General features: G+C 57.0%; 11 protein-coding genes. 5 read left to right on the top strand and 6 right to left on the bottom strand.

Going from position 1 to position 17399, the window contains the following annotated elements; translation table 11 throughout:
* The first annotated feature begins 236 nt into the window (after nucleotides 1–236).
* From ilvD to amt, 3 genes are all read left to right on the top strand, one after another.
* Nucleotides 237–2081 (top strand): dihydroxy-acid dehydratase, encoded by a 1845-nt coding sequence (gene ilvD / locus AC2A6O_RS01610; protein WP_148587224.1) that lies wholly within the window; start codon nucleotides 237–239, stop codon nucleotides 2079–2081.
* 221 nt (nucleotides 2082–2302) lie between these two features.
* Nucleotides 2303–3394, top strand: coding sequence for a metal-dependent hydrolase (locus tag AC2A6O_RS01605; RefSeq protein ID WP_498925472.1), 1092 nt, complete (start codon nucleotides 2303–2305; stop codon nucleotides 3392–3394).
* 342 nt (nucleotides 3395–3736) lie between these two features.
* Nucleotides 3737–6931, top strand: coding sequence for an ammonium transporter (gene amt, locus AC2A6O_RS01600; protein WP_498925471.1), 3195 nt, complete (start codon nucleotides 3737–3739; stop codon nucleotides 6929–6931).
* 10 nt (nucleotides 6932–6941) lie between these two features.
* On the opposite strand, the gene AC2A6O_RS01595 is transcribed toward amt, so the two are convergent.
* The 4 genes from AC2A6O_RS01595 to AC2A6O_RS01580 form a co-directional block, all read right to left on the bottom strand.
* Nucleotides 6942–7745, bottom strand: a complete 804-nt coding sequence (locus AC2A6O_RS01595; RefSeq protein ID WP_498925470.1) for a hypothetical protein — start codon at nucleotides 7743–7745, stop codon at nucleotides 6942–6944.
* Nucleotides 7746–8718: 973 nt separating this feature from the next.
* Nucleotides 8719–9057: a hypothetical protein gene (locus tag AC2A6O_RS01590; protein WP_148587222.1), complete on the bottom strand. Its 339-nt coding sequence runs from the start codon at nucleotides 9055–9057 to the stop codon at nucleotides 8719–8721.
* 305 nt (nucleotides 9058–9362) lie between these two features.
* Entirely contained in the window at nucleotides 9363–11549 is a 2187-nt protein-coding gene (locus AC2A6O_RS01585) for an anthranilate synthase component I (RefSeq protein WP_498925469.1), read from the bottom strand.
* Between the two features lie 222 nt (nucleotides 11550–11771).
* Entirely contained in the window at nucleotides 11772–12575 is an 804-nt protein-coding gene (locus AC2A6O_RS01580) for a substrate-binding periplasmic protein (RefSeq protein WP_162530124.1), read from the bottom strand.
* Between the two features lie 468 nt (nucleotides 12576–13043).
* On the opposite strand from AC2A6O_RS01580, the gene sthA reads away from it, so the two are divergent.
* Nucleotides 13044–14444, top strand: coding sequence for a Si-specific NAD(P)(+) transhydrogenase (gene sthA, locus AC2A6O_RS01575; protein ID WP_498925468.1), 1401 nt, complete (start codon nucleotides 13044–13046; stop codon nucleotides 14442–14444).
* A gap of 87 nt (nucleotides 14445–14531) precedes the next feature.
* Here the strand turns inward: sthA and AC2A6O_RS01570 are convergent, their stop codons facing one another.
* Nucleotides 14532–15296 (bottom strand): FKBP-type peptidyl-prolyl cis-trans isomerase, encoded by a 765-nt coding sequence (locus AC2A6O_RS01570; RefSeq protein WP_498925467.1) that lies wholly within the window; start codon nucleotides 15294–15296, stop codon nucleotides 14532–14534.
* Nucleotides 15297–15451: 155 nt separating this feature from the next.
* Complete coding sequence (locus AC2A6O_RS01565) at nucleotides 15452–16030, bottom strand: MarR family winged helix-turn-helix transcriptional regulator (protein ID WP_148587217.1); 579 nt, start codon at nucleotides 16028–16030, stop codon at nucleotides 15452–15454.
* A 244-nt stretch (nucleotides 16031–16274) separates the two neighbouring features.
* On the opposite strand from AC2A6O_RS01565, the gene AC2A6O_RS01560 reads away from it, so the two are divergent.
* Nucleotides 16275–17276 carry a DMT family transporter gene (locus AC2A6O_RS01560; RefSeq protein WP_498925466.1) on the top strand — a complete coding sequence of 334 codons (1002 nt, stop codon included), beginning with the start codon at nucleotides 16275–16277 and terminating at the stop codon, nucleotides 17274–17276.
* Nucleotides 17277–17399 lie beyond the last annotated feature (123 nt).

Raw genomic sequence — 17399 nt, 5'->3', positions numbered from 1 at the left:
GTCGGCACGTCGCCGGGGAATATCGCAGGCGATATACCAGGGCGAATTCAGCTTCCGGAACGACAGCGAACGCCAACCGTACCGGAGCGTACTCTTTTTTCCCTTTCAGGCCTTTCGCTTGGCAAAAAAAACTGTCAAACCCATATCAGAGCCAAATCGGGCGCAGAAACCTGATCGACTTCGGCAGCACATCGTGCCGGAGAGACAAAGGCCTGCACATGTAGGGAGAATTGAAAATGCCCCCGTATCGTTCCAGAACATCAACACACGGCCGCAACATGGCCGGTGCACGCGGCCTTTGGCGCGCGACCGGCATGAAGGACGATGATTTCGGCAAACCGATCATCGCCATTGCCAACTCCTTCACCCAGTTCGTGCCGGGGCACGTCCATCTGAAGGATCTCGGCCAACTGGTTGCCCGCGAAGTTGAAAAAGCGGGTGGTGTTGCGAAGGAATTCAACACCATTGCGGTCGATGACGGTATCGCCATGGGCCATGACGGCATGCTGTATTCGCTGCCCTCGCGCGAGGTGATTTCCGACGCGGTCGAATATATGGTCAACGGCCATTGCGCGGATGCGCTTGTCTGCATTTCCAACTGCGACAAGATCACCCCGGGCATGTTGAACGCCGCCATGCGGCTCAACATTCCTGTCGTGTTCGTGTCCGGCGGTCCGATGGAAGCAGGCAAGGTGGTCTTGGAAAACGGCGTTGCCAAGTCGGTCGATCTGATCGACGCGATGATTGCCGCTGCCGACGACCGGATGTCCGATGCCGACGTCCTGACAATGGAACAGAACGCCTGTCCGACATGCGGATCCTGCTCGGGCATGTTTACCGCCAACTCCATGAACTGCCTGACGGAAGCCCTTGGTCTGGCCCTGCCGGGCAACGGCTCGACGCTGGCAACCCATGGGGATCGCGAACGGCTGTTCGTTGAAGCAGGACACCTGATCGTCGACCTGGCGAAACGCTATTACGAGCAGGACGATGAAAGCGTTCTGCCGCGCAACATTGCGAACTTCAATGCGTTCGAGAACGCAATGAGCCTCGACATCTCCATGGGCGGATCGACCAACACGATCCTGCACCTTCTGGCAGCGTCCCATGAAGGCGAAATCGGCTTCACGATCGATGATATCGACCGTCTGTCGAAACAGGTTCCGGTGCTGTGCAAGGTCGCGCCTGCGGTTGAAAATATCCATATGGAAGACGTCCACCGCGCAGGCGGTATCATGGGCATCCTTGGCGAACTGGACCGGGCAGGGCTTCTGCATACGGACAATCCGACAGTCCATTCAGCCACGATGAAAGAGGCACTGGCGCGCTGGGATATCCGCCAGACGAATTCGGAGAGCGTGCATACGTTCTTCCGGGCGGCACCCGGCGGCGTGCCCACACAGGTCGCCTTCAGCCAGGAGCGTCGTTGGGATGATCTCGACATGGACCGCAAGGCTGGCGTCATCCGCGAAGCTGAACACGCCTACAGCAAGGACGGCGGCCTCGCTGTGCTTTACGGCAACATTGCCGAAGATGGCTGCGTGGTGAAGACGGCCGGTGTTGATGAAAGCATCCTGAAATTCTCCGGTCCGGCGCGTATCTTTGAAAGCCAGGACAGTGCCGTCTCGGCGATCCTGACCAACAAGGTCAAGGAAGGCGATGTGGTGCTGATCCGCTACGAAGGCCCTCGTGGTGGACCGGGCATGCAGGAAATGCTCTATCCGACAAGCTATCTGAAATCCAAGGGGCTCGGCAAAGCCTGCGCGTTGATCACAGATGGCCGTTTCTCGGGCGGTTCATCCGGGCTGTCCATCGGCCACATTTCGCCGGAAGCTGCCGAAGGCGGCGCGATCGGGCTGGTTGAGGAAGGCGATCCTATCGTGATCGATATTCCGAACCGCGTTCTGAAAGTGGACCTGCCGGATTCAGTCTTTGCCGAACGTCGCGCTGCGATGGAAGCAAAAGGCGATCAGGCCTGGAAACCGGTCGAAGTCCGCAAACGCAAGGTTTCGACAGCCCTGCGCGCCTACGCAAAGCTGACGACCAGTGCCTCCAAGGGGGCTTTCCGGGTGGTCGACTGACACCCAGGCAGCCTGACGTTTCGATAAAACGGATTTGCAACGCCCCGCGCCCGTAAGGACGCGGGGCGTTCCTTTTGTCGCGCTGGCCGGACGGCAGAGTATCGGTCTCATTTGGAGGCTGGTAGGCAGTTCGGGCAATCAATTCGTCCCGAGCCCTTGCCAATCGACTGCGTCCACCGCAAATACACGGCTTACCTTCCGGTTCAGGACCAAGGCTGCAAATGGATTCCCTTACCCAGTTCGTTCTCGGCGCCGCGGTCTCAACAGCGCTCCTCGGCAAGAAGCTCGGCCCCAGAAAAGCTGCCCTTGTCGGCGGGGTGCTCGGGACATTGCCGGACCTTGATGTCCTGATCCCCTATGACGACCCGGTTGACAGCTTCGTCTTCCATCGTGGCTGGACGCATTCTGTCTTTGTCCATGCATTGGCAGCGCCGCTGCTGGGCGAGGGGGTGGTAAGGCTCTTCAAGGGGTTGAGGGATTGCCGTTGGCTAACCTGGCTCACCGTCTTCTTGTGTCTCGCCACCCACGCCGGCATCGATGCGATGACTGTCTATGGCACACGTCTGTTCTGGCCCTTTTATCCCGACCCTGTCGGCGTCGGGTCGGTGTTCATCATCGATCCACTCTACACATTGCCGCTACTGGGTGTCGTGATATGGGCGTTGTTCAAGGGAACATGGACAAGGCGTCTTCAGACCTTCACCGTGGCGGCTCTGGTCGTTTCGACAGGCTATCTTGGCCTCAGTGCGGTCCTTCAACGTCATGTCGAGCAGCAGGCGCGGGACATCTTCAGGCGGGAAGGCATCGTTCCGGACAAGGTGTTTGCGATCGCCGCACCGTTCAACATTCTTCTCTGGAAGGTTATCGGCCTGCAGGAAGAGCGCTACGACAATTTGTACCTCTCTCTTCTGGATGGCGAAAAGACCCCCGAAATCTATCCCCATCCGAGGCATCCGGAACTCGTTGCCTGTGTTGAGGAGACGGAGGCGTTCCAAAAGTTGCAGTGGTTCAGCCGCGGCTATTACCGCGCTGAACTGGAAAATGACAAGATCGTAGTCTCTGACCTGCGCATGGGCATGACCCCGAATTATGTTTTCCGCTTCGCGATTGCCGATGTTCTGGACCAGGGTGTCCGGGAGATATCTCCTGTCAAGGTTACGAGTGAGGTGAGGGTGAACCCGGAGGACTGGGCATGGCTGACATCCCGTGTCATGGGGGAATTGGCGATCAGAAAAGCTGAAGCTGCAATTTCGGGCGTCGGTGAGACATATCGCGGACAGTCCTGCACGCTGGCAGACGCATCTACCAGCTAACACGCGAAGATTGATGCGTCCTCGCGGTGTCGAGTGACGGTTCATTTGCGTCGAAATCTGCCGGTTTTGACCGAATTTTTGTCGATTTTACAAATTGTTAGCTGCTTCAATTTTGAGCATGGTCTCCTAACGGAAGATTTTGCTGCTGGAACTGGCGTCAGCGGAATTAAGTTAATTATTACAATTGCTTGATTTAAAAAATGGATTTTTGACAGTTTTGCGGAGATTGCTGAAGAAGTGTGCATTCATTTTTGGGTAAAACACTTGTTGAAATTAGCAATACAGAATTAACCTCTAGCCGAAATCATGCCCTTGTTTCCGAGCTGGTGGGGCAATTACATAATGAACCGGGCGGCATACATCAGATCTGTTCTCTGCGGTGCCGGTGTTCTGGCGACAGAGCCGGCAATTGCGGCGCAGGCAATTGACATAGCGTCGTTTCAGAAGAGCCTGGACATGGTCTGGGTGCTGCTGGCAGCCGGACTGGTGTTGCTGATGCAGGTGGGCTTCATGTTGCTTGAGGCTGGTCTTGTCCGGTCCAAGAATTCCATCAACGTTGCCCAGAAAAACCTTCTCGACATTGCCGTTTCCGTTCTGATTTTCGCATTGTTCGGCTTTTCACTGGCCTTTGGTGCAGGCGGAAGCTGGTTTACAGGGTTCGATCCTCGGCTTTTGGGTCTTTCGGACCTTGATCCGTGGGGCCTGACCATTTTTGCATTCCAGGTCATGTTCTGCGGTACGGCGGCGACAATCATCTCAGGCGCGGTGGCAGAACGCATGCGTCTGTCGGCCTATGTCTGGTGCTCGGTTCTGACCGCCGGTCTGATTTACCCGATCTTTGCTCACTGGGCCTGGGGCGAAGCCTTGTTTTCCGATGCAAAGGCGATGCTCGCCGATATTGGGTTCGTCGACTTTGCTGGCTCGACGGTGGTGCATGGCACAGGCGCATGGATCGCTCTTGCCGCTTGCGTGATCCTGGGGCCGAGATCCGGTCGGTTCGGTGAGGACGGACGCGCCCATCGCATCCAGGGCCACAGTTCGGTTCTGGCAACCTCCGGAGCGCTGATCCTGTTTGTCGGCTGGCTGGGTTTCAATGGCGGGTCCACGCTCGCGGCGTCCTGGCATGTGCCCATGATACTCGCCAACACCGTGATTGCCGCCGCTGCGGGAACGGGAGCCGGGTATTTTCTGGGCCGTATGAGGGACAAGGTCATTCTGCCGGAAAACTCGATCTCTGGCCTTTTGGGTGGTCTCGTCGCAGTGACGGCAGGCTGCCATGTGCTGACCCCTGCTGGCGCGCTTGTTATTGGCGCGGCCGGTGGTGCCTTTGCCATCTTCGGTGCGGTCTTTCTGGAACGCACACTGAAGATAGACGATCCTGTCGGGGCCATCGGCGTTCACGGATTTGCAGGCGTTGCCGGAACACTGGGACTCGCGTTGCTTGCCCCTGCTGAGCGGTTGCCCATGGGCGCTCATCTGCCGCAATTTCTGGTCCAGTTCACCGGCGCGCTCGCTTGCTTTGTCTGGAGTTTCGGGGCTGGCTGGTTTGTCCTGTCCGTCCTCAACAGGCTCCAGCCGATGCGGCTCGACGCGGCCAGCGAAGATCTTGGTCTTAACGAAGCAGAACATGGCACAAGGCTCGGCATCGGCCATGTGGAAGAGGCTCTTGACCGGCTGATCGCAGGCAAGGCCGATCTTTCCATGAGATTGTCTGTTGCCAAGGGCGAAGATTCAGAACGTTTGACACGCCTCTTCAATGCGCTCATGGACACTGTTCAGAACGAGGAGCAGGCACACCACCGCGCGGCAGACGCCAAGCGCACGCGCGAAGAGGCCGAGCGTCTTTCAGCCCTTGCCAATGCAACATTCGACGCCATCGTGATCTCGGTCGACGGCCGCGTACTGGACGGCAACAAGACTTTCGAAGATCTTATTGGCTACCGGATTGAAGAGCTGAAGATGCGAGGCCTTTACGAGTTTGTCGACAACGAACTCGCAGGCAAGCTCGAGGATCATCTGGTCAAGGCAGAGAAGGAGCCGCGCGAGGTTACGCTGATCAGCCGTTCCGGCGAACGGGTGCCGGTCGAAATCCGCACCCGGGTGATTTCCTATCGCGGCGTACCCACGCGCGTATCAGCGTTGGTCGATCTGAGGGAACGGAAGAAGGCCGAAGCCCAGATCCTGCATCTGGCACAACACGACCCCCTGACGGATCTGCCCAATCGCGCCGTCTTCAACGCGGAACTGAACAAGGCCATAGGCAAGTGCAAACGGCATGGTCTTTCCGCCGCGCTGTTGATCATTGATCTGGACCGCTTCAAGGACATCAACGATCTCCACGGTCATCCCGTCGGTGACACCGTCATCAGGGTCACTGCTGATCTCTTGCGCCAGTGGTGCAGGCATGGCGATACCGTGTCGCGCCTTGGTGGCGATGAGTTTGCGATCATTCAGAACGGCCTTCAGTTCGCCAATCAGGCAGAGGACATGGCCATGCGTCTGGTCAAGGTTCTGTCCGAACCGATAGATTGCGGTCACGGGCTTATCCTCAAGCCGGGCGCCAGTATCGGTGTTGCCCTGATGACCGGCTTTGACGCCGAAGATCAGATCATTTCCAACGCTGACATAGCGCTTTACAATGCCAAGAACGCGGGACGGCACACCTATTGTGTGTTCCTGCCGGGCATGGGGGACGAAGTCCGCCAGCGCCGGACGTTGGAAAAGGACATGAATGCCGCGCTTTCGGCGGGCGAATTTGAACTGTTTTTCCAGCCGCGCATGTGTCTGGCCACTTCGGAGATCGTTAGCTACGAAGCGCTCATCCGCTGGAACCATCCGGACCGCGGGCTTGTCAGTCCGGATGAGTTCATTTCGGTTGCAGAGGCCTCCGGCCAGATCGTGCCAATCGGGAAGTACGTCTTGGCCGAAGCTTTGCGGATTGCCGCGACGACGATCACCAGCGCCAGCATCAGTATCAATGTCAGCCCCGTTCAGTTCCGCGACAGGGATTTCGTCGACGTTGTGCGAAAGGCCATCGAGACGTCCGGTGTTCCGGCAGAGCGGATTGAACTGGAGATCACGGAAAACACGCTTATCGAGGATGATGCTCGGGCACTGGCCGTGCTGAAACGTCTTAAGGAAATCGGGGTGAGGATTGCCCTGGACGACTTTGGCGTCGGTTATTCGTCCCTGAGCTATCTGAGTCGCTTTCCGTTCGATTGCGTCAAGATCGACCGGTCCTTCGTTTCAGAGGCGCAACACAATTACGGCTCGCTCGCAATCATCGAAACGGTTGTCAGGCTTGGCAAGGCGTTCAAGATGCGGGTCGTGGCCGAAGGTGTGGAAGATGTCGAGAAGCTTTGCCTTGTGGCCCAGCGTGGATGCCACGAGGCCCAGGGCTTTCTGATCGGCATGCCCGCACCGGCAGCAAAACGTGTGCAAGCGATTTCTCAAGACGTGAGTGAGGCGCTGGACCGTTTGAGTTTCGATGGGCAGCAAACCTTCGAAGCTATCCATCAGACCACTTTGGCGAGCTGACCCGGATAATTCAGTTCACACCAGTTTCAGTCAGCGGCAGCAGCGCGGTCCGGTTCAGCAATGTATCGGGATCATGTATTTCCGGCACCTGCGTACAGTCAGGATGCGGTTCGCTGGTCTCGCCGCGCTTTTCGTTCAACTCGGCACAAATGGGAATGGCTGCCTGACGCGTTCCGTTTACGGCGGTGGTCATGACGTCCTGCAACGTTCCTTCGTCGGAGTGCAGTGCCAATGCGAGATGCTTTGCGAACAGAGAAATCGTTCGGTCTGCGGAATAGTTGGCCGCCTGGCCCGGACCGGAAGAAATCACAAGAGCTTCCGGCCTGTTCTTGTCGTCGACCGAATGATGTTCCAGAAGGCCAAGGTCAAGCGCCTGGGGATTGTTGGCATCCAGAATGACAATGACCTCGCCGGCGGGAATGGCATGGATGAGGGCCGCAAAAGCAGATGCGGACATCCAGGTGCCATCGCCGATTGCCTGGAGCGACGTTTCCGGTTCCGCATTGGCCCATAGTTCGAGTGCGTAGATGCTTGCGCCATCGCCGTCTGCCAGGTTGACAAGACCAAGCGGCAAGTTGGCATAAATGATCAGCCGGTCTTCGCTGCCGAGTGTGTTGGCGAGCTCGGTTGCCTTGAGTTTGAGCGCTGCTGCACTGGCTCCCTCGTTAACAAGCATGTGTTGCCGCTCTGGTCCAACGTCCAGCCTAGGGGCCAGCGCCGTCATCACCTTGTCGACGCTATGACGGCAGATTTCGACCGATTGCGGGTTCCAGGGCGGGCATGTTCCAAGACCGAGAATATGATTTTTCAGCACGACGCCATCGTCGGCGGACAAAGGCCCGCAGTACGGCAACGTCAGAAGCGCGGCCGCTGTGAAAAAGCGGCGTGCGGTCCTCCACGACGGGGCGCGTCGTGTCCTGGCCTCTGGTGCACTTCCGGCCATCATGTCTCCCTAAAGCCTGTTTTGACAGGAATTATGTTTTTACTTTCCAACAATGAAGGGCGGAATAAATCTGCCGACGTAAATCCATAGAACTCTGTTGTAGTCCGTTAATCAACTTTCTTCTGGTCACGCAGTCTTCAGCATATGCCAAAGCTTATGAGCCATTGGGGTAGACAATCATTTTTCGATACGAAAATGACGTTACGTAATATTTAGATTCAGTTGCTCAGTTGTTTGAGGCACGAGTTTATTTGAAGTGGGCCGGCTGTCCGCTTACAGGCCTCGACCTCGCCGATACCGCTTAAAATGCAGATCGTGCCCAGGAGAGAGTCACTGCCTTCCGGACTTTCGGTCAGCCTGGTTGGTCACCCGATCATGTCAGCCAGATTGCTGCTTCGGTTGGTGCGCCATTTCGTGAAAAGAACAAAATAAACGTCCGCATGCGCTGGCGTTGCGAACATCGGGAAAAGCTGAGCGAGAGTGAAGTCCTGCTTTGCTCTTGAAATCCCACGTCCGTTTGGCAACGAAAGCAGGGAGCGTTGCGACCGAACCTACGGGAAGCATCGATACGCTCTTTCGTGAGCTGATGGGTCCAGGACGTGAAATCAAATCGGCGTGCGGACGAGAGATTCGCGAAATCGATATCCCAAATCACCGGCGATCAATATGCCTGGAGCGGCAAGGAGAATATGTGAGAGAGATTTCTCTGATATATCTTTGAGATATTTGGTCCGGCGGTGGGAGTATTTCTGGAAAAGATAGGGAAGGGAAGCGAGCGCCCGAAGCGTGAGAAAGGCAAAAAAAAGCCGCGCCTTGAAGGCGCGACTATTTTTCACGGCTCTTATTAGGAGTCGTTACCGTTGGTGGTGTCGATGATCGGCTGGTTGGTCGGTTCGTCACCATTCAGGTCCATTGAGGTCGAAGCGTGGTTTACGGCATCGCCTGTAACCTGCTGCTCGGCCGTCAACGGCTTGTCGCCATCAAGGTCACCAACCATGTTTTTGGTGCTATCGACAGGTGCCTGTGCAGCAGCTTCTGCGTTAGCCGCAGGACACTCGGTAATCGGCTTGTCGCCGCTGCCGTCGCTGCCGCAAGGGTCGTCTGCCTGTGCAAAGCCGACCATAGCGGTGGAGGCGATGAAAGCACTCATGAGGGGAACGATCGTCTTCTTAAGGGTAAGCATCAGTTTTCTCCTTCAAACTTTGACAAATACAGCGGCGGGACGTTGATCTGTTGTCCGTACCGTTGTGGCGGTCGAGGAGAAAATGCGATGGCATCCGGATTGGTTCCGATTTTTAAGTCACGAAAATTTCAGTGCGAAATCGCAAAATTCCAGGAACAAAATGGCGAATTGAACATCGTGCACGCGTAGAGAAACCGAATTGAAAAACAAGACGTTGATTGGGAAAAAATGAAACGGCGCCATCAATGGCGCCGTTGGTAAGTGCAACAGACAGAAATGGCAGGTTTTGGCCCGCCATTGGCTGTTCAGGAGGCCGCTGAGGCCTGCTGGACTTTTGCCGAGACGAGACGGCTGACCACGTTCTCGATTATCTTGTGACCAGCATCCTGATCCAGCGACATGATCGATTCCGGATGGAACTGAACCGCGGCGATCGCTTCTTTTTGGTGTTCGATCGCCATCACGACACCGTCCTCGGTCTCCGCCGTAACGCGTATGTCGGCCGGAACGGTGTCCCGTTTGGCATGAAGCGAATGGTAACGCCCCACGACCACAGGCGCGTTGAGGCCTTCAAACAGGATGGAATTACCTGAAACCGAAATCGGCGAGGGTTTGCCGTGCATCGGGATGTCGAGTTGTCCCAGTTCCGCACCGAAGTATTCGGAAAGCGCCTGCAGTCCAAGGCAGACACCGAAGATAGGCAGAGCCCGTGCCCGTGCCCGTCCGATAGTGGCAGCGCAGTCAAAGTCCTTCGGGTTGCCCGGGCCAGGTGACAGCACCACCAGATCCGGATTGACGTCGTGGAAAACATGGTCCGCCACCGGGGTCCGGTAGGTGACGACCTCCGCGCCGGTCTGGCGGAAGTAGTTGGCGAGCGTGTGCACGAAACTGTCTTCGTGGTCGACCAGCAGGATCTTGAGACCTTGACCAGGTTTATGCTTCTCGTGTTTTTCCTGCGCGTTTACCGCAAGACCGGCCTCGCGGACAGCGGCCCGCATGGCTTCCGCCTTCAGTTCGGTTTCGGCTTCCTCGTCTTCCGGAACACTGTCGTAAAGCAAGGTTGCGCCGGCACGAATCTGGGCCATGCCATCCTTGATGCGAACGGTGCGCAACGTCAGCCCGGTGTTCATGTCGCCATTGAAGAGGATCGCGCCAATGGCGCCGCCATACCAGGCGCGGGGGGACTTTTCATGGTCCTCGATGAACTGCATTGCCCAGCGTTTGGGCGCACCGGTCACGGTCACCGCCCACGTGTGCGACAGGAACGCGTCCAGTGCATCCATATCCTCACGCAGAATGCCCTCGATGTGGTCCACCGTGTGGATCAATCGCGAGTACATCTCGATTTGCCGCCGCCCGATGACGCGGACCGAGCCTGGCACACACACACGGCTCTTGTCGTTCCGGTCGACGTCGGAACACATGGTCAGTTCCGCTTCGTCCTTGGCGGAATTCAATAGCTTGCGGATTTGCGCTTCGTCTTCAATAGCGTTCTTGCCACGTCGGATCGTGCCGGAAATCGGGCAGGTTTCAACCCGGCGACCACCGGTGACCCGCACATACATTTCCGGCGAAGCGCCGACGAGATATTCCTGATTGCCGAGATTGAAGAAGAACGAATAGGGGGAGGGATTGATTTGAGCAAGGCGCCGCGAAACGGCGGACGGAGGATTCGCGCAAGGCTCGTAGAAGGTCTGGCCTGGTACGGTCTCGAACAGATCGCCTCTGCGGAAATAATCCTTGGCCTTCTCGACGAGCTTTGCATACTCCCCGGGCTCATGGTCACCGCGGCCGGGATCCCGGTTTGCCGGCGTATATTGGTGGCTGGACCCTGTCCGTTCCATGCCCTTTGTGGTTCGGCCGCCAACAACAAAGTCATATTCCAGAACGTAGGCGCGCTTGCCGTGGTGATCGACGATCAGAATTTCGTCGGGCAGAAACAGCACGACATCTCGCTGGTCGTCCGGCCGGTCGAGCTTCTGCTCAATGGGTTCAAACTGAAAGGCAACATCATAGCCGAAAGCGCCATACAGGCCGAGCTGGTCATCGCCGCAGGCAAACATGTCCTTCAGAGCGCGTATGATGGTGAAGGTTGACGGCTGGCGGGAGCGTTCTTCTTCGTTGAACAACCGCCCGGGCCGCCTGACCGTAAGCTCGATCCTGGCGGCGTCGGCTTCGAACGTTTCCACATCGTCGCATTTTTTCAAGACCGCTGCGATTGCCGGAAGCAGCAAACTGCCACGATCGTTCAACGCACGGATCTCGACCTGTCTGTCCTTGGCTTCCAGCACCAGAGGCGGGTTCACCAGCGCCATGTCCCAGCGCGTATACCGGCCGGGATATTCATAGGAGGAGGAAAGCACGGCCCCCAATTCGGCATCCAGCCGATCGATCCACTCAGACGTTCCGGTTTCGTAGTCGGAAGGGCGCGATGTGCGCAGAATGGTAATTCCGCAGTCGGTTTCATAGGTCTGGTCTGCCAGCACCGGCATATTTCTTGTCCCGTTCTGGTGGCTGCCTTTGCGACGGCCTTATAAAGAACCAAGGCCGCCAGCGGTGTCCCGCGGCGGCCTTTGGTTGGATACTCGATCCCTTCAGAGCATGACTGATTGCTGGCCGCCTATTTCGCGCCGCGCCACCACCAAGCTGCTTTCAGGTTCATGTTCATGGCAAGAGGGATAGATTATACGGATCTGTAAGGCAACGAAAAAAGCTTACTTTGCGTTCTGTCCACTTTCCCAGTGCGGGGCCGGTCGTCCTTCTTTCAGTCCGTGCTGCAGCCACTCATCCCAGTTGGCTTCAATTTCACCATAGGTTCCATCTTTGTGGATGGCGTTCAGTCCCCGGTCGAGGACGGCGGCCACCGCCTTCGACCGCTCGGGCATTTTTTTTGAGAAAGACACGAACAGACCCAATCTGGCGAGTTCATGTCTGGCTATCGGAGCCGGAGAGACCAGGTACTGGCTGTTGCTGATGTGGAACGCCGCGACCTTTTCGTAAACGATGGCGTAGTCGGTGCGTCCCTTTGCGGTCAGCGCGAGCGTTTGCAGATCTGAGTCCACTTCCACCTTTGCAATCGTCTCATCTGCATCGAAAGCGTCGGTATAAGTGTAGCCTCTGACCACTGAAAAGGTCTTGTTCTTGAAGAAGTCGGGATCAAATTCCGCTGTATTTTCCGGATGGCTGTAAACCAGGACCCTTTCGAAAAAGAGGGGCGTCTGATGAAAAATGTAGTTCCGCCGGTTTTCATCCGACCCGGTGGTGGTGAAACACGCAAGCTGCCGACCCTGGGCGACCTTCCGGACGCACCTGTTATAGGGCATGACATTGAGTATGACGGAGCACTGTTCCGCATTGAAAGCCGCGTTGATGAGGTCGACGGCAAATCCGCGAAGCTCTCCCTGGTAAAAGCCTGAGTAAGGAAAAAAGGAATCTTCTGCCGCAATGACGATATCTTCGCTGACCGGACACTCGCTTGAATGGCCGGCAATTGCGGGCGCGGTCGCCCAAAACAGCATTGAGCCGCAAATCACAGGAGCAAGGGACAACCTCAAGGAAAGCCTCTCAAGCAACCCCTTTGCCTGGCAGGCTGTCCGCGAATGCGATGAACCCATCTTGGTGGTCAATCCTTTCTGTGGCGGGAAGCCAGTTCACTTCTGGCTCGCGGGCAGTTAGTTCAATTCGCCGTAGCGGTCTCGTACAATGGTTCTTTAATAGATCCCGCAATAGCAAGACACTTGGCGTTGCAACGACCAAGAATCTTATCAACGATCAGTATACAGACGAGCCGCCACGTTTGTCTTGCGCCATTGTAAGAAGTAGCAATTGTCGCCGGGTATGCACCAAAGCTTGCAGTAAGCCTGCATTTTCCGCTTGCCTTCTTGACCCTCACGCCGAGATGCTGTTTTTGCAGTGCAGCGATTTTGCAAGATGTCTCCGACGAACGGGGGCCGGCAGGCTGACAGAAAACTGGCAGTGAGGGGCATATGGAACACTACGATCTTGTTGTGATCGGCAGCGGACCAGCCGGACGCAGGGCGGCAATTCAGGCAGCAAAATTTGGCTATGACGTTCTGGTGGTGGAGCGCGGCCGGCGGGTTGGCGGCGTATCCGTCCATACCGGCACCATTCCTTCCAAGACGCTGCGCGAAACCGTTTTGAACTTGACGGGATGGCGCGAGCGCGGCTTTTACGGCCGTTCCTACCGGGTGAAGGACGACCTGACGGCAGCGGATCTTCGTGCGCGGCTGCACATTACCCTCAACCACGAAGTCGAGGTTCTCGAGCATCAGTTTGCCCGCAACAAGGTCGATACGATCCGGGGTGAGGCCAAATTCGTCGAACCGCACAAGATCGAGGTGGAAGGCGACACGGGGGAAATTCACCACATTACCTCGGACAAATTCATCATCGCCGTCGGCACGAAGCCGTTCCGTCCCGGCTATGTGCCCTTCGATGGAGAATTTGTTCTCGACAGCGACGAGATCCTGGAACTGACCGAACTGCCACGGTCGATCGCGGTCATCGGCGCGGGTGTTATCGGTGTCGAATACGCTTCGATCTTCTCCGCGCTCGATGTGCATGTCACGCTGATCGAACCGCGCGACACCATGCTCGACTTTCTGGACAAGGAACTCGTTGCTGATTTCACGCACCAGCTACGTGACCGTGGAATTGCGCTGCGGTTTGGGGCGAAGGTCGAAAAGATCGAGAAAAACGGGCCCGCTGATTGTGAAATCACGCTGGAAGGCGGCCGCTGTGTCCGGTCGAACGTCATTCTGTTCGCGGCTGGGCGCATGGGGGCGACGCCGAACCTGAACCTGCAAAGTTGCGGACTGGAAGTGGATCATCGCGGTCGACTGAAGGTTGATCCCATGACCTTCCAGACCGACGTGCCGCATATCTTCGCGGCCGGTGATGTCATCGGCTTTCCCAGTCTTGCCTCGACATCGATGGAGCAGGGACGCATCGCGGCCTGCCATGCGTTAGGGGAGAAAGCTTACGATCCGCCCGAGTATTTTCCCTATGGCATCTATGCCGTACCGGAAATTTCCACAGTCGGCATGACCGAGGAAGAGATCAAGACCCGCGGCATTCCCTACGAATGCGGTGTTGCACGGTTCCGGGAAACGTCGCGTGGCCACATCATGGGGCTCGATACCGGCATGCTGAAGATGATCTTCTCCCTCAAGACCCGCCGTCTTCTTGGATGTCACATCGTCGGAGAGGGGGCGACGGAACTCGTCCATATCGGACAGGCCGTTCTCAATCTGCGCGGTACGCTGGAGTATTTCGTGGAAAATACCTTCAACTACCCGACACTGGCCGAGGCTTACAAGATCGCCGCACTCGACGCCTGGAACCGCATGCCGCCGCTTAACGATTGATCTCTCGGCATGGACCTTGCCTCACAAGAGCGGCGTCGATGGCCTGCCAAGTGGGGAAAAATGAGTGGGTGCCAAGGGGAGTGGCGTTCAGCAGAGCCAGCAATTCTCCGGCAAGGTCGCCTGAGTAACGTCGCCGCCGTCTTCGATCCAGCGGGCGATTCCCTTTTCGACGTTGACCACGTTGGTAAACCCGGCCTGACCCGCCAGATACTCTGACAAGACCTGGCTGCGCTGACCGGTCTGGCAGAGAAGCACAACTTCATCGGATGGGCTTGAAATCAGCTTCTTCAGCTCGCTGCCGAAAGCCGGGTTCACCTGGCCGCTGTCGTTGAAGAACGTTACCAGGTGGCTTCCGGGAATGACGCCGGTTTGTTTCCATTCGTCTGGTCGCCGGATATCAATGACCGTCGCTCCGGAGGCGAGCTTGGCCTTGAGCGTGCCATTGTCGATATCCGAGAATTTCTTCGCCTTGACCTCGAGCAGTTCTATTTCGAACTTCAATGTGGCATCCGGCGGAATGACGCCACCGGCCCCTTGTGAACCGTATGCCATGTCCGGCGGGATGATGAGCTCGCGCTTGCCGCCGACCTGCATGCCCTCCACGCCTTTTTCCCAGCCGGGGATAACGCGGCGTTCCCCAAGGGTGAACGAGAACGGTGTGCCGCGGTCGACACTGGAATCGAACTTGGTTCCATCCATCAGCCAGCCAGTGTAATGCACCACCACCGTTTCACCGACATTCGCTTCTTCACCAGTTCCTTTTTCAATATCGCGAATCTGCAGCTCTTCCTGGGCCAGGGCCGGCAGAGTGAAGAGCAGGAAGGCGAGAATGCGCGTAACCCATTTGAGCATGATGTGTCGTCCCGGTGTTTTGTTCGGTCAAAGAATTGGTCATCTGGGGCTGAAAAACAATCCGGATCGTGTTCACAGTGACGGTAAGTCACAAGACCTGCAGCTTGCCGGAGGCTGCCAGACCGACACCGCTTCTGAACGAAGCGACCAACCTGTCAGGGTTTGGCTAGGGGATCGTTGACAGAGCGAATGAGCTTTTCAAGAAGATCTGACAGTTGCCCTTGTTCTTTGGGACTTAACCCGCTGACAGCGCGTTGCTGTGTCGCAATGTAGTCGGGCATCTGATCCTTGATCAGCTTCAGTCCTTTTTCAGTCAGGCACACGGTAAGCGCCCGCCTGTCGTCCGGGTGCGGGCAGCGTTCCACAAGGTCCGCCTTTTCCAGCTTGTCCAGACGCGCAGTCATGCCACCCGAACTCATCATCGTTGAGCGGTAGAGTTCCGTTGGCGTGAGCTTGTAGGGCGGGCCCGAGCGTACGAGCGTAGCCAGAACGTCGAATTCACCCGACTTCAGTCCGATTTCCGCATAGGCAGGCACAAGATAGTCGCGAGCCAGTACCTGTGAGGCTTCGTTCAGTCGCCCCAGCAGAACCATTGGCGAAAGCTCATCCGCGATCTCTGGTATTTCCCTTTGCCATTGTCTGCGCGCGCGCTCGGCGCGGTCTATGAGCAAGTCTTCCGGATCGCCGAAGAGGTGACCCGATGGCTTCGATGGGGGGCGCGACGGTGTGGTCATCGCAGAATTCTCCAGATGATTTGAAGCCATACGAAGCGCTGCTTCGTGAGACCGTGCGAAGTTACGTAAATAGCTGACATCTCGCCCGTTTTTATAATCAGAATAGTGTCGGCTTTGCAGGGTGATGTCAACTGACATCAAGAATCTTTAAGTCAAGTATCTTGAAGCCGAGATAAAATGAGTTATATCTTCCTCAGATGGTGCGGCATCGTGCAGGCGCCGACTTGTCAGGAAGGACAGTCCCATGGTGGACACGCCCAGAACGGGAGCCTCAGCCAGTGCGGCCTCCCTTCAGCAACAAGCACCGTTTTCAGGCGACCGGCGCGGTAGTCCGCTGGATCAACCGCTGGTGTTGTTATTGATTGTCGGCGGATTCCTTGCCGTCTCCACCGTGATTGCAAAAGCTGCTCCGATGACGGGCTGGCACCCTTTGGCGTTGTTGCAATGGTCCATTCTGGGCGGTGCCGCGGGCTTGTTCGCCATTACCAGGATCACGGCCAAGGGAAGTATGGCCGGGGTTGGGCGCGCGAGTGTCAGCCGAGGAACGTATGCCATGTACCTTTTGGTCAGTGGCCTGCTGTTCATAGCTCCGAACATGATTGCGGTCGCTTCTGCCCCAGAAGTCGGTGCAGGTTTCGTTTCCTTGAGCTACGCCTTTCCACTGGTTCTGACCTACGGCTTCGCTGTGCTGCTGCGCATTGAAAGGTTTCGCGTTCTGCGCGGAGCCGGTGTTCTGTTCGGTCTTGCCGGTGGTGTGCTTCTGGCAGCGTCAGGGCGCCAGCTTTCCGTTGAAGCTTCCTGGTGGGCGATGGTGGCCTTGTCGATCCCGGTGTTCCTGGCTTTCGGCAATATCTATCGCACGCTGAAATGGCCCGTAGGCGCGCGTCCCGTGGATCTTGCCCTTGGCATGATGCTGGTCGGGTTTCTGGCGCTGGGGGCTTTCACTGCTATTGCCGATATTCCGGTCTCACCGGTCGCCTGGACGGCAGAAGCGACCGGGCTGCTGGTTGCGCAAATCGCCATCTTCGCATTCCAGTACGGTCTTTATTTCCGCCTTCAGCACACTGCCGGGCCTGTTTATCTCAGCCAGATCGGCTCTGTTGCTGCCGTGATCGGCCTCGGTCTTGGATATTTGGCCTTTGGTGAAGTGCCGAACGTTCCGAAATTGGCAGCTGTTGCTGCTGTCGGGATAGGGATTGTGCTCGTCAGCAGAGGGCGCGCCAGTGGAGCCAAAAAGACGAGCTGAGTTTTCAGCTGCTTGGAGACCGGTCCAGCAACCGAACGCCGGACCGGTTTTTAATCTTCGCGGCAACATGGCTTGGCCCTGGACTGAGACCCAAGCGTGACGTGCGGAACATGGCGAGAGCGG

This window comes from Labrenzia sp. ATLA3 (assembly GCF_057180185.1).
The sequence above is the reverse complement of the archived record's forward strand: the minus strand, read 5'-3'. Positions and strand labels throughout refer to the sequence as shown.

Bases quoted from the DNA above. Each gene is read 5' to 3' on its own strand.
- AC2A6O_RS01560 (WP_498925466.1), top strand. From the start codon at position 16,275: ATGGTGGACACGCCCAGAACGGGAGCCTCAGCCAGTGCGGCCTCCCTT.
- AC2A6O_RS01585 (WP_498925469.1), bottom strand. From the start codon at position 11,549: ATGCCGGTGCTGGCAGACCAGACCTATGAAACCGACTGCGGAATTACC.
- AC2A6O_RS01605 (WP_498925472.1), top strand. From the start codon at position 2,303: ATGGATTCCCTTACCCAGTTCGTTCTCGGCGCCGCGGTCTCAACAGCG.
- AC2A6O_RS01580 (WP_162530124.1), bottom strand. From the start codon at position 12,575: ATGCTGTTTTGGGCGACCGCGCCCGCAATTGCCGGCCATTCAAGCGAG.
- amt (WP_498925471.1), top strand. From the start codon at position 3,737: ATGAACCGGGCGGCATACATCAGATCTGTTCTCTGCGGTGCCGGTGTT.
- sthA (WP_498925468.1), top strand. From the start codon at position 13,044: ATGGAACACTACGATCTTGTTGTGATCGGCAGCGGACCAGCCGGACGC.
- AC2A6O_RS01570 (WP_498925467.1), bottom strand. From the start codon at position 15,296: ATGCTCAAATGGGTTACGCGCATTCTCGCCTTCCTGCTCTTCACTCTG.
- AC2A6O_RS01565 (WP_148587217.1), bottom strand. From the start codon at position 16,030: ATGACCACACCGTCGCGCCCCCCATCGAAGCCATCGGGTCACCTCTTC.
- ilvD (WP_148587224.1), top strand. From the start codon at position 237: ATGCCCCCGTATCGTTCCAGAACATCAACACACGGCCGCAACATGGCC.
- AC2A6O_RS01590 (WP_148587222.1), bottom strand. From the start codon at position 9,057: ATGCTTACCCTTAAGAAGACGATCGTTCCCCTCATGAGTGCTTTCATC.